This is a genomic window from Holzapfeliella sp. JNUCC 80, assembly GCF_053667655.1.
In genome coordinates this window covers 373277-386368 of sequence record NZ_CM132205.1, presented here as the reverse complement: position 1 = coordinate 386368, position 13092 = coordinate 373277, and the positions used below count along the sequence as shown (strand labels likewise).

Sequence of the window (13092 nt, the reverse complement as noted above, 5' to 3'; positions counted from 1 at the left end):
GCGATATCGCGGTAGCTTTTTGATTATAGCACTTTTGATAAAAAGTCTTGTGTTCGTTTGTGTTGTGGATGATCAAAGATTTGTTCAGGTGTTCCCTGTTCAATAATGTGTCCTTGATCAAAGAATAGCACGTGATCTGCCACTTCTTTAGCAAATCCCATTTCGTGAGTAACCACAAGCATGGTCATTCCTTCTTTAGCCACGTCTTTCATAACACCTAAAACATCGCCAACCATTTCAGGATCTAACGCACTTGTTGGTTCATCAAAAAGCATCACATCTGGGTTCATTACAAGTGAACGCGCAATTGCGACACGTTGCTTTTGTCCACCTGATAGTGAGTCAACTTTGACTTCTGCTTTGTCACTTAGACCCACACGTTTAAGATATTGACGCGCTTTCTTTTCAGCTTCTTCTTGACTCATTAAGCCTAGTTCTCTTGGTGCTAAAGTTAAGTTATCTAGAACATTTAAATTATTAAATAAGTTAAAGTGTTGAAACACCATGCCGATTTTTTCACGGACTTTATTGATGTCAGTTTCTTTACTGTTCAAGTCATGACCATCAATATTAATGTTTCCGCCTGTTGGTTCCTCTAAATGGTTTAGCATTCTCAAGAAAGTACTTTTACCTGATCCAGAAGGTCCAATAATAACCACAACTTGGTTACGTTTAACGTCTAAATCAACGCCTTTAATTACGTGATTGTCGCCATAACTTTTTTGTAAGTCACGAACTTTAATAATGTTTTCGGTTTTTTTAGCCATTATTTGTTCAACCTTCTTTCTACATATTTAGAAGCCCATGTTAATAAGGTAATGATTACTAAGTAAATCAGTGCGATAATTGCCCAAACTTTGAATCCTTCAAGATTTCTAGCAATGATAATCTTACCTGTTTGTGTTAGTTCAACTAATCCGATGATTGATAAGATTGATGTATCTTTCAATGTGATAATGAATTGGTTGATAAATGATGGAATAATTAACTTAATTCCTTGTGGTAGCACAACTCGTCTCATGGCTTTACCAAATGGCAATCCAAGTGAACGCGCTGCTTCCATTTGTCCTTTATCAACAGACTTAATCCCACCTGCAATGAAGGCCGCTGTATAAGCCCCTTCATTGAACATTAAGGTGATAATTCCGGCAACAACAGCTGGAATTTTTACCCCTGTTAAGCTTGGGATACCTGTATAAATGAACAATGCCAGTACTAGTAATGGCAATCCACGGAAAATGTAAATAACTGTCGTTGAAATGCCATTTAAGATTTTACTTGGAACAACGCCCATTAATCCGAAGACAATTCCAAAAATAGTTGCAAAGAAAATGGCCATAATCGTCAATGCCATTGTTTCTTTTAGTCCATCTAATAATGCAGTACCGTTAACTTTTAGCAACCCTCCAAAAGTACTTTCACTTTCTTTTTGTTGCTTTTGTAATTCTAAAGCGTCTTTTCCTAAGTAACGTGACACGATTTGATCGTATTCGCCACTCTGCTTAATTTTTTCAAGACCTTTATTGAAGGCTTCCAGTAATTCTTGATTTTGACCTTTTTTAACTGAAAAACCATACTGACCTGTTGTGTTAGCTTCTGAAGATACCTTTAAAGCTGTCCCTTGGTTAATAGCATAGGTAATAACCGGCATATCTTCAAACAAACCAGCAGAATTACCAGTCAAAACATCTTGATACATGGAATTAGTGTCATCAAATGTTACAACTGTAAAGTCATATTTTTTAGCTTGTTCAATACCATAGTTAGCAGCGGCTGTCCCTGTTTTAACTGCGACTCTTTTACCTCTAGCATCTTCCATGGACTTGATTGAATCATTATTTTGTGCCGTTACAAAAACTGCCCCTGTGTTGAAATATGGTGTTCCAAAGTCCATTTTCTTCTCACGGTCAGCAGTAATTGTTGTCCCAGCAATCACACCATCTACTTGACCTGTATCAAGTGCTTGAACTGCAGCACTAAAGCCCAGTGGTAAAATCTTAACCTCAAAATTTTCAGCCTTAGCAACTGCTTTTATTATATCAATATCGATTCCTATGTACTCTGTATTGCTTGAATTAGCAAACTCAAAAGGTGGATACGTTACATCAGTCCCAATCTGGTAAACTTTTTTTTCTTCAGCTTTGACAGTCTCTTGATGACTGGTCATAAAAATACCACTCACTAAGAGTGCAAAGCTCATCACAACTAGCATAATTTTGCTTTTCATTGTAAACCCTCTCACACAAATAATGTTTTATTATAATACTTAATATAAATTTAAGATATCATATTTTAGTATAAAAACGCCAGTTTAATTTAGAATACAGCTGGTTTTAGCTTAGTAAATTTAGTCATTGCATATTGACCTTATTCTTATTTTATGATTAAATTAGCACAGTACTTAAAAGAGTGCTAATTACTAAAAGGAGGCACTTAAAATATGCTTATACCAACAGTTATTGAACAAACTTCTCGTGGTGAACGTTCTTACGATATCTATTCTCGTTTACTTAAAGATCGTATCATCATGCTATCTGGAGAAGTTAATGACCAAATGGCTAATTCAATTATTTCACAATTACTTTTCTTGGATGCCCAAGATTCTGAAAAAGATATCTCAATCTACATTAACTCACCTGGTGGGGTTATCACTTCTGGATTAGCTATTTTAGATACAATGAACTTCATTAAAGCTGATGTTCAAACAATTGCAACAGGTATGGCTGCGTCAATGGCCAGTGTCCTACTTGCAGGTGGAACAAAAGGTAAACGTTTTGCTTTACCTAACTCAACAGTTTTAATTCACCAACCTCTTGGTGGTGCTCAAGGACAAGCAACTGAAATTGAAATTGCTGCTGAAGAAATCCTAAAAACACGTAAAAAAATGAACAAAATTTTAGCTGATGCAACTGGACAAGATATTGAAACTATTCAAAAAGATACTGAACGTGATCATTATCTAACTGCACCAGAAGCAAAAGAATACGGTTTGATTGACGAAATCATGACTAACAAACGTTAATGATAATTCAATCAATAAAAAACACGCCTCATAAAATTGAGGCGTGTTTTTTTATATTTCAAAACTGATTTTTGATAGTTTTGAACCTAATTGTGTCATCGTTTCTCTCAATGATTGATATTGTTCTGGTGTTAAGTCTAATTTACTCAAACAAAAGTTGAGATGATCATACAACTCTTGACGCTTTTTAAGAGCTGAAGGTGTTGGCTTCAACACTAATCGACGTTCATCTTCTGAAGAATGACGACGCTTAACCCAATCAAGCTTTTCAAGCCTTCTTAATAAAGGTGTTAGCGTTCCACTATCAAGGCCTACATTTTCACCCAGCTCTTTTACAGACATTGATTCATGCTCGTATAAAGCAAGCATTACAATGTATTGTGCATACGTCAAATTAAAAGGCTCTAGTGCTTTTGAGTAAAATCTCTTAAAAAATTTATCTGCTTGATAAATCGAAAAGCATAGCTGCTCTCCTAGAATAATTTCATTATCCATAACCGATTCTCCAATTTATTTATTCTGTTCTAATCTTGTCTGCAATATCATTTAGCTTTTTAAATCTATGATTGATTCCAGATTTTGAAATTGGACCATCTGGAATTTTTGCAGCTAGTTCTTTTAGTGACATTTCTTGATTTTTTAATCTAAATGAAGCTAAAACTTGTAGTTTTTCTGGTAACATATCTAATCCATAAGTCTGCTCGATTAAACTGATATTTTCAACTTGTCTGGCCGCAGCATTTGCTGTTTTCTTCAAGTTAGCAGTATCACAATTCACTAAGCGATTAACCGAATTTCTCATGTCTCGCATAATTCTTAAATCTTCAAAAGCTAGCATCGCACTTGTTGCGCCTGTAATATTTAAAAATTCAGCAATCTGTTCTGCACCTTTTAGATAGGTGATGTAACCACTTCGCCTTTGCGTAGTCTTAGCATTTAAACTAAATTTATTCATAATTTTGGCGATTGCTTCATTGTGATTACGATGATTTGAGTAAATTTCCAAGTGATATCGACTAGTTTCAGGATTGTTAATACTGCCACCTGTCAAAAATGCCCCTCTTAAATAACAAATGCTATCTTGCTGGCTGTCAATAACACGTTGTGGAATCGTTGTACTAATATCAAAAGAATTAGGCTTCATGATTTTTAAGTCATCTAATATTTCTGACACTTTTTCTTTAATTCTAACAACGTACTGGTTATTCTTTTTGAGTTTCATTTTTCTTGAAACAATAATTTCAGGTTCAATATTATATACTTTTTTCATCAAGGAAAATAAGCGTCGAGCTGTGGCTGGATGTTCAGTTATAACATTAAGTTGTAGCCTTTTATGACCAATTGAAATTGAACCGCTCATTCTGATGAATGCGGCTAGTTCAGATTTGGCATGCTCATCGTTAACTTCTAGTGACGCAAGCTCTTTTTTAACTTGGCTTGCATAAGATGCTACCATGCGCTTCTCCTTCTATAATAAATCTAATATTGCGTTTCTTACTTTTACCCCATCATGGTAAATATTTTTATTTTTGATATCCAAAAAATCGCCTGAGATAACTTTGACGCCATTATTTAATAAGGCTTCTTCATCATGCTCAACAGGTTTGAGGTATCCTTTAGGTGAATTTTGGTGGACTATTTTTTGAGGGATTTGGCGGTTATTAACTAAAACAGTATCAACCGTGCGCGTTTTAAGATGACGGTTGATAATTTCAAGATGGTTATAATCAGTCAAGCACTCCGTTTCGCCTTCTTGAGTCATAATGTTGCAGATATAGGTAATATCAGCTTGCGTTTGTGCTAAGGCTTGACGCACGTTAGGAATGACAACATTAGGTAGAATGCTAGTAAAGAGGCTTCCCGGTCCTAAAATAACCAAATCAGCCTGTTCAATCGCATCAATAACTTCAGTTACTGCTTTGGGTACTTCATCTTTACGGGCTGGATCAGTTACCCAAACTGACTTTATTTGTTTATCAAAAGTCACAATATGACTTTCCCCGCTTTCAACTGTACCATCTTCAAATTCAGCATTTAAAATCAAGGGACTATTTGAAACCGGATAAACGTTGCCATCTATCTTCATTAGCTTTGATAAATACTGAATAGATTCAAACATATCATTTGTCATCTCTGAAAGTGCAGCTATAATCAAATTCCCTAATGCGTGACCTGAAAAAAAGTCATCTTGGCTCTTAAAACGATACTGAAATAAATCTAGCTGATCTTTTGGTAATGTTGAAAGAGATACCATAACATTTCGAATATCACCAGGTGGGACGACATTAATATAATCTCGAATAATGCCGGAAGACCCACCATCATCTGAAACTGTCACCACTGCTGTTAATTCAATATCTGAATCTTTTAATGAGTTCAAAATTACTGATAGCCCTGTTCCGCCGCCAATAACGACAACTTTTTTTGAGCTCATAATTGTTCTCCTTGATAACGCCAAATTTCTCGATGCGTAATATCCGTTGGATAGTCTTTCATTAGTTCCTTACCGAGCTTTTCCGCTAATGCAACTGATCGATGTTGCCCACCAGTACAACCAATAGCAATCGTCAAATTAGTTTTACCTTCTTTAATATAGCCAGGAATAATTGTGATTAATAATTCCCACAGTTTGTCATAAAAATCTGTGGTCATTTTTTGTGTCAAAACATATTCTGCAACCGGTTTTTGTAGCCCCGTTAACGGTTTCATTTCTGGAATATAGTATGGATTAGGTAAAAATCGAACATCAAAAACTAAATCAGCGTCAATTGGCAACCCATATTTAAAACCAAAGCTCATAACTTCAATGTGAAAGATATCAGATAAATCTTCCCCCTTAGTCTGCTCAATTAGTCGCTGTCTTAACTGTTTGGGCTTAATGTTTGACGTATCAATTATTAAATCAGCATGCTGCATAACTGGCATTAGCAGCTGACGTTCTTTGTTAATCCCGTCTAAAAGACGACCTGACATTGCTAAAGGATGGCTACGTCTGGTTTGATTATATCGCTTAACCAAAACTTCATTTGAAGCGTTGAGATAAATAATTTTTGACTGAACTTCTTCTTTAGTTTCAAGAATAGAAACCGCATCAAGTAGTTCGTTATCCAAATCTCTTGATCTCAAATCAATCACAACAGCAACTTTGTCAATATGGCCTGATTCAAACATCAAATTCCAAAATTTGCGCAAAAGCTTTGGCGGCAAATTATCAACGACAAAGTACCCCATATCTTCAAAGCTTTGAATAGCAACAGTTTTACCTGCACCAGACATTCCTGTAATGATGACCAACTGTTTTTTATTATTAACCATGGCGACCCCTCCTAAATAGACCCAAATATTATAACACACCCGGGTGTTTCTTTTGAAGCAACTAATTAATAATTAGTTTTGATTGAGATATTTTTTTAAATAATAACCTGTATAACTTTCAGCATTTTGAGCAACTTCTTCTGGTGTCCCCAGTGCAACGATTGTTCCGCCACCTTCTCCACCTTCGGGACCTAAGTCGACTAATTGATCCGCATTTTTTATCACATCTAAATTATGTTCAATTACCAAGACCGTGTTTCCTTGATCTACCAAACGCTGTAATACCGTAAGCAAACGATTAATATCATCAGTATGCAACCCTGTTGTCGGTTCATCTAAAATATAAAGATTTTTCCCACTTGATTTTTTGTACAACTCTGAAGCGAGTTTCATCCGTTGGGCTTCACCACCTGAAAGTGTCGTAGCCGATTGACCTAATTTAACATAACCTAAACCAACATCTTCAATGGTTTGGAGTTTGCGTTTAATTTTTGGAATATTATCAAAAAATTCAAGAGATTCTTTAATCGTCATCTCTAACACTTCAGAAATATTTTTATCCTTGTACTTCACTTCTAGTGTTTCAGAATTATAACGCGTCCCATGACAAACTTCACAAGGTACATACACATCTGGTAAGAAGTTCATTTCAATTCTGATAATCCCATCACCACGACAATTCTCACATCTTCCGCCTTTTACATTGAATGAAAAACGGCCTTTTTGATAACCACGAAGTTTAGCTTCGTTTGTCTTAGCAAATAAATCACGAATATCATCAAAAACACTTGTGTAAGTTGCTGGATTACTTCTAGGGGTACGACCGATTGGGCTTTGATCAATATTAATTAGCTTTTCAATGTTGTCATATCCTGTAATTTCTTTGAATTTACCTGGCTTTTCGTGATTATTATTCAATTTTTGAGCTAAAGCACGCTTCAACACAGTGTTAACCAGAGTTGATTTTCCTGATCCTGATACACCTGTAACAGCTGTAAATGTTCCTAATTTAAAATCAACGTTTACATCTTTTAAGTTATTTTCACTAGCGCCTTTTACACTAATTATTTCACCATTTCCAAGACGACGTTCCTTTGGTATGTCAATTCGTTTCTTACCAGATAAATATTGTCCAGTTAATGACGCTGGGTTCTTTTCAACTTCCTTAGGGGTTCCTGCAGCCGTTACATAACCACCGTCAATTCCTGCAGCTGGTCCCATGTCAATGAGATAATCCGCTGCATTCATTGTGTCTTCATCATGTTCTACAACAATCAATGTATTCCCTAAATCTCGCATTTGTTTAAGGGATTCAATCAAACGATCATTATCTCTTTGATGTAATCCAATTGAAGGTTCATCCAAAATATATAAGACACCTGATAGATTAGAACCAATTTGAGTGGCTAAACGAATACGTTGTGCCTCCCCACCTGAAAGCGTTCCTGCTGAACGAGATAAAGTAAGATAATCCAATCCTACATTAATTAAAAAGTCTAGGCGATCTTTAACCTCTTTCAAAATAGGCTTGGCGATTGTCATTTCCTTTTCAGGCAATGTCACATGATTAAAAAAGTCAAAAGTATTAAAGATTGAATAATCAGAAACTTCAGCAATATTTTTGCCATCGATTTTCACACTTAAAGCTTGGCGGTTTAATCGAGATCCGTGACAAGTTTGACAGGTTAATTCTGTCATGTATTTTCTCATTTGTTCGCGTGTGAATTCACTATTTGTCTCATGATAACGGCGCTTGATATTAGTCATGACACCTTCAAAAACTGTTTCAACATCTTTAACACGGCCAAAATCACTTTCATAATGAAAATGAAAAGGCTTATCAGCCCCATTCAAGACTAAGTCTTGTTGTCTCTTTGTGAGCTTTTTAAAAGGTTTGTCCATTGAAATTTCAAATTGTTCAGCAAACTGGCGTAACATTTCAGGGTAATAGTTTGAACTGATTGGATTCCAAGGTTCGATAGCACCCTCGGCTAATGTTTTTGTATCATCAGGAACAACTAAATCGTAGTCTACTTCAAGTTTTGATCCTAACCCATCGCAGTCTTCACAAGCACCAAAAGGTGCATTGAATGAAAACAGACGAGGCTCTAATTCACCTACAGTAAAACCACAGATTGGACACGCATTATGCTCTGAAAAAATTAACATTTCTTTGCCAATTACATCAATATTGACATAGCCTTCAGACATCTTTAGTGCTGTTTCAATTGAGTCAAATAATCGTGAACGCACACCGTCTTTAACGACAATACGGTCAACGATAATACTAATATCATGTTTTTTATTTTTATCTAAATCTAGCTCCAAAGCATCAGCAATATCATATTGCTCACCATCAACTAACAAACGTACATAACCTTGTTTTTGAATATGCTCAAAAGCTTTTTTATGTTGTCCCTTTTTTTGTTTAACAATGGGTGCAACCACCTGTAGTTTTGTACGCTCTGGTAATTCAAGCACTTGATCCGTAATTTGATCAACAGATTGACTGGTGATTTTAGTGCCATCGTTAGGACAAATCGGTTCTCCTGCACGAGCCCACAATAATCTTAAATAGTCATTAATTTCAGTTACAGTCCCAACCGTCGATCGTGGGTTTTTTGACGTTGTTTTTTGGTCAATTGAAATGGCAGGACTTAACCCATCAATTGAATCAACATCCGGCTTATCCATTTGTCCTAAAAACTGTCTAGCATAACTGGATAATGATTCAACGTAACGACGTTGACCTTCGGCATAAAGTGTATTAAAAGCTAATGAACTTTTACCAGAACCCGATAACCCAGTCACAACAACTAATTGATTTTTAGGTATTGTTAGATCAATATTTTTTAAATTATGTTCACGTGCGCCATGAATAATGATTTTGTCATTTAACATTTAATCTCATTCTCCTTGTAATTCTAAAATTGCATCCCTCAAATTAGCAGCTGTTTCAAAATCAAGTTTTTGAGCAGCACCTTCCATTTGTGTAGTCAAATCGCCGATTAATGCCTGTTTTTGATCTTTAGTCATTTCAGAAAAGTCAAAATCAGTTAATTTCTTGTCATCAGATTTATCACTTGATTTCTCGTTAACTGAAATAACATCGCGAATTGGTTTGATAATGGTCTTAGGGGTAATATGATGTTTTTCGTTGTAAGCTTCTTGAATTTCACGACGACGGTGTGTTTCAACTATCGCAATTTTCATTGATTTGGTTATCTTATCAGCATACATAATCACTTCACCATTTTGGTTACGTGCAGCACGACCAATCGTTTGAATCAATGGGCGTTCAGATCTTAAAAATCCTTCTTTATCTGCATCCAAAATAGCTACTAGAGAAACTTCTGGTACGTCTAGTCCTTCTCTAAGCAAGTTAATTCCGATTAAGACATCGAATTCACCTTTTCTTAAATCATGAATAATTTGTGTGCGTTCAAGTGACTTAATTTCACTATGCAGATATTTCACACGAATCCCTAAATCCTTCAGATAATCTGTTAAGTCTTCGGACATTTTCTTCGTTAACGTTGTAATGAAGACACGTTCATCTTTTTCAACACGTTGGTTAATTTCACTTACTAAATCATCGATTTGTCCCATAATTGGACGAACCTGAACAATAGGGTCAAGCAATCCAGTAGGTCGAATAACTTGTTCAACAATATCATGTGTTCGATTCAGTTCATAATCTCCCGGTGTTGCTGAAACATATAATATTTGATTAACATGGTCTTCAAATTCTTCTAGTGTTAATGGTCGATTATCCAAAGCACTCGGCAATCTAAAACCGTGGTCAATTAACATTTGCTTACGTGCGCGGTCACCATTATGCATCCCTCTAATTTGAGGCATCGTTACATGTGATTCATCAACCATAATCAAGAAATCATCTGGAAAGAAATCAAGCAATGTATAAGGTGGTTCCCCTTCTGCACGGCCTTCCATATGACGAGAATAGTTTTCAATCCCGTTGGTATACCCCATCTCTTTCATCATTTCAATGTCGTAATGCGTACGCTGTTCCAGACGTTGCGCTTCGAGTAACTTATTATCATTTTTTAATTCAGTCAAACGGTCATTTAGTTCTTTTTCAATACGCGCAATGGCTTTTTCCATTTGCTCATCATTAGTTGTAAAGTGAGTCGCTGGGAAAAGTGTCACTATTTTCTTTTCAGCTATTTTTTCGCCTGTTAATGCGTCCACTTCTACAATACGATCAATTTCATCTCCGAAAAATTCAACACGGTAAATATTTTGTGTGAATCCCGCTGGAAAAATTTCAACGACGTCTCCACGAACACGAAAACGACCACGTTGAAAGTCATAGTCATTTCTATCATATTGATTCTCTACTAACAGACGTAGCAAATCATTACGTTCCATTTCTGCGCCGGTTGAAAGTGAAATAATATGTTTAGCGTACTCTTTTGGATCACCTAGCCCAAAGATACTCGACACACTAGCTACAATAACCGTGTCATTTCGTTGTAATAGTGCACTAGTTGCCGCATGGCGTAATTGATCAATTTCATCATTAATGGCAGAATCTTTTTCAATGTACGTATCTGATGAGGGCACATACGCTTCTGGCTGATAATAGTCATAGTAAGAAACAAAATATTCCACCGCATTTTCTGGGAAGAATTCTTTGAACTCACTGTACAACTGGCCTGCCAAAGTTTTGTTATGTGACAAAATCAGCGTGGGCTTATTAACTTGTTCAATAATATTAGCCATTGTGAACGTTTTACCCGTTCCTGTTGCCCCTTGCAAAATCTGTTCTTTCTTGTGGTCTTTGAAACCTTTGACCAATTTTTCAATAGCTTGGCCTTGATCACCGGCCGGTTGATAATCTGATTTTAATTTAAATTTATTTTGAGTAATTTCAGGAGTCATCTTGCACCCATCCCTTCAGCTATATAAAAAAGTTGGATAATAATATCCAACTTTCACAGTAATTATAGTTTAGCACTTGCCAGTCATTATGACTATTTCAAAAGTCTGACTTATTGTGTCATGAGCTCAAAAAAAGCCTTTTGATAATTTTCTATTTTTGTGTCCGCTTCTTGCTGACTGGCTGTCTCAACACCAATGTATAATTTGATTTTTGGTTCAGTTCCAGAAGGTCTCAAAGCAAGCCAAGTACCATCTTCAAGATAGTATTTCAAAACATCCGCTTTTGGATACTCAGTAAAGTCTTTAGATTGACCTGATTGATGACTAACTTGACTTAAATAATCTTCTATTTTGACAACAGTTGTGCCATCCAAATCAGTTAACAAGTGACTGCGAAGCTTTTGCATTAACTGTTTCATCTTTGCAGCACCATCTAGTCCTTCAAATTCAAATGAATAGGTCTTTTCAACAAAGTAACCATATTTTTGATAAATATCTTGCATGGCATCATACAATGTTTTGTTTTTAGCTTTATAAAACGCAGCAGTTTCAGCCAATATTAAAGCTGCTTGCATGGCATCTTTATCGCGAACAAAGTCTTTAAGTAAGTACCCGTAGCTTTCTTCAAACCCAAATAGGAAGTGTCCTGACTGTGTTTCGTTTAGTCGTTCAATTTCTTCACCAATATATTTGAATCCAGTTAACACATCACAACAACTCACTTGATAGTCAGCCGCAATTTTTGCAGGCAATTCACTTGAAACAATACTTTTAACAATTTCACTATTAGGCGCTAATTGTCCTAACTGATGACGAGATTCCAAAATATATTGTGTGACGATTGCCGCAATTTGGTTACCTGTTAGCACTTCAAATTTTTGGTCTGAGTTTCTAACAGCAACACCTAGTCTGTCAGCATCTGGATCAGTTGCAATAATCAAATCAGCTGCCACTTCATCCGCTTGTTTTTTCGCTAAATCAAAAGTCTCCATGAATTCTGGATTAGGGGTTTTGACTGTTGAAAAGCCAGGATCTAAAATAGCTTGTTTAGCAACAACGTAAACTTGTTTAAAGTGATTCATTTCAAAAACTTGACGGTACAACATTTTACCTGTCCCGTGAAGAGGTGTATAAACAATTTTCAAGTCTTTTCCTTGTTCTTTGTTTAACTCTTCATCAATTGAAACAGTCTTCAATTTTTCCAAGTAAGCTTGATCAACATCTTCACCAATGTAAGTTAGCAACCCATCTGCTTCTAGTTCGACAATTGGCGCTGTTTTGACGTTAAAAATGTCGGTAATTTTTGCCATTTCATCGATAACAATTTGAACATGCTTAGGTGGCATTTGGCCACCATCTTCACCGTAAATCTTGTAACCGTTATATTCTTTAGAATTGTGGCTAGCCGTAATCATAATTCCAGCATAAGCATTCAGATGACGAATCGCAAAAGATAACTCAGGTGTTGGTCTTAACGCATCAAATAAATAAACGGGAATTTGGTGGTTTCCTAAAATTTGGGCACAATGTGCCGCAAATTCTGCAGAGTGTAGACGTGAATCATAACTAATAACCACACCACGTTTTTTGTTTTCGATAGACAACTGATCCATCAAACGTGCTAAAGCTTCTGTTGTTTGACCAACCGTCAGTAAGTTTAGACGATTAGATCCAGGTCCCATAATGGCACGCATTCCTGCAGTCCCAAATTCTAAATTAGTACTGAAGGCTTCTTTTGCCTGTTCATGATTTATTTGTATTTTATCTAATTCTTGTTTCAAGTAATCAGGTAATTTTGCCTGATTGTCTTGCCAAATTGCAATGTTTTCTTGCCAGTTCATTAAAACAAC

The 13092-nt window shown here is 36.0% G+C and carries 10 protein-coding genes; 1 reads left to right on the top strand and 9 read right to left on the bottom strand.

What is annotated here, in order from left to right:
- Window positions 1-23: 23 nt before the first annotated feature.
- Together JNUCC80_RS01935 and JNUCC80_RS01930 are read right to left on the bottom strand one after the other, a co-directional pair.
- On the bottom strand, window positions 24-767 hold the full coding sequence (locus tag JNUCC80_RS01935; RefSeq protein WP_454153028.1) for an amino acid ABC transporter ATP-binding protein: 744 nt from the start codon (window positions 765-767) through the stop codon (window positions 24-26).
- Entirely contained in the window at window positions 767-2227 is a 1461-nt protein-coding gene (locus JNUCC80_RS01930; RefSeq protein ID WP_454153156.1) for an ABC transporter substrate-binding protein/permease, read from the bottom strand. Before JNUCC80_RS01930 ends, JNUCC80_RS01935 begins: the two co-directional genes overlap by 1 nt.
- A 213-nt stretch (window positions 2228-2440) precedes the next feature.
- Here JNUCC80_RS01930 and clpP point away from each other — a divergent pair, with 213 nt between their 5' ends.
- Window positions 2441-3022, top strand: a complete 582-nt coding sequence (clpP, locus tag JNUCC80_RS01925; protein WP_454143101.1) for an ATP-dependent Clp endopeptidase proteolytic subunit ClpP — start codon at window positions 2441-2443, stop codon at window positions 3020-3022.
- Window positions 3023-3073: 51 nt separating this feature from the next.
- On the opposite strand, the gene JNUCC80_RS01920 is transcribed toward clpP, so the two are convergent.
- From JNUCC80_RS01920 to JNUCC80_RS01890, 7 genes are all read right to left on the bottom strand, one after another.
- Window positions 3074-3517, bottom strand: a complete 444-nt coding sequence (locus JNUCC80_RS01920) for a MarR family winged helix-turn-helix transcriptional regulator (RefSeq protein ID WP_454153155.1) — start codon at window positions 3515-3517, stop codon at window positions 3074-3076.
- Between the two features lie 19 nt (window positions 3518-3536).
- Complete coding sequence (gene whiA, locus JNUCC80_RS01915; protein WP_454143105.1) at window positions 3537-4478, bottom strand: DNA-binding protein WhiA; 942 nt, start codon at window positions 4476-4478, stop codon at window positions 3537-3539.
- 12 nt (window positions 4479-4490) lie between these two features.
- Window positions 4491-5456 (bottom strand): gluconeogenesis factor YvcK family protein, encoded by a 966-nt coding sequence (locus JNUCC80_RS01910; protein ID WP_454153154.1) that lies wholly within the window; start codon window positions 5454-5456, stop codon window positions 4491-4493.
- Complete coding sequence (gene rapZ / locus JNUCC80_RS01905) at window positions 5453-6337, bottom strand: RNase adapter RapZ (RefSeq protein WP_454153153.1); 885 nt, start codon at window positions 6335-6337, stop codon at window positions 5453-5455. The genes JNUCC80_RS01910 and rapZ overlap by 4 nt, the downstream gene beginning before the upstream one ends.
- 72 nt (window positions 6338-6409) lie before the next feature.
- A complete protein-coding gene (gene uvrA / locus JNUCC80_RS01900) occupies window positions 6410-9238 on the bottom strand; it encodes an excinuclease ABC subunit UvrA (RefSeq protein ID WP_454153152.1) in 2829 nt (942 codons plus the stop codon).
- Between the two features lie 6 nt (window positions 9239-9244).
- Entirely contained in the window at window positions 9245-11242 is a 1998-nt protein-coding gene (gene uvrB / locus JNUCC80_RS01895; protein ID WP_454153151.1) for an excinuclease ABC subunit UvrB, read from the bottom strand.
- Between the two features lie 110 nt (window positions 11243-11352).
- Window positions 11353-13083: a phospho-sugar mutase gene (locus JNUCC80_RS01890; protein ID WP_454153150.1), complete on the bottom strand. Its 1731-nt coding sequence runs from the start codon at window positions 13081-13083 to the stop codon at window positions 11353-11355.
- Window positions 13084-13092: the final 9 nt, after the last annotated feature.

What these genes read in the sequence shown, in the direction of transcription:
- JNUCC80_RS01935 (WP_454153028.1), bottom strand. Translation starts at nt 767, where the DNA reads ATGGCTAAAAAAACCGAAAACATTATTAAAGTTCGTGACTTACAAAAA.
- JNUCC80_RS01930 (WP_454153156.1), bottom strand. Translation starts at nt 2,227, where the DNA reads ATGAAAAGCAAAATTATGCTAGTTGTGATGAGCTTTGCACTCTTAGTG.
- clpP (WP_454143101.1), top strand. Translation starts at nt 2,441, where the DNA reads ATGCTTATACCAACAGTTATTGAACAAACTTCTCGTGGTGAACGTTCT.
- JNUCC80_RS01920 (WP_454153155.1), bottom strand. Translation starts at nt 3,517, where the DNA reads ATGGATAATGAAATTATTCTAGGAGAGCAGCTATGCTTTTCGATTTAT.
- whiA (WP_454143105.1), bottom strand. Translation starts at nt 4,478, where the DNA reads ATGGTAGCATCTTATGCAAGCCAAGTTAAAAAAGAGCTTGCGTCACTA.
- JNUCC80_RS01910 (WP_454153154.1), bottom strand. Translation starts at nt 5,456, where the DNA reads ATGAGCTCAAAAAAAGTTGTCGTTATTGGCGGCGGAACAGGGCTATCA.
- rapZ (WP_454153153.1), bottom strand. Translation starts at nt 6,337, where the DNA reads ATGGTTAATAATAAAAAACAGTTGGTCATCATTACAGGAATGTCTGGT.
- uvrA (WP_454153152.1), bottom strand. Translation starts at nt 9,238, where the DNA reads ATGTTAAATGACAAAATCATTATTCATGGCGCACGTGAACATAATTTA.
- uvrB (WP_454153151.1), bottom strand. Translation starts at nt 11,242, where the DNA reads ATGACTCCTGAAATTACTCAAAATAAATTTAAATTAAAATCAGATTAT.
- JNUCC80_RS01890 (WP_454153150.1), bottom strand. Translation starts at nt 13,083, where the DNA reads ATGAACTGGCAAGAAAACATTGCAATTTGGCAAGACAATCAGGCAAAA.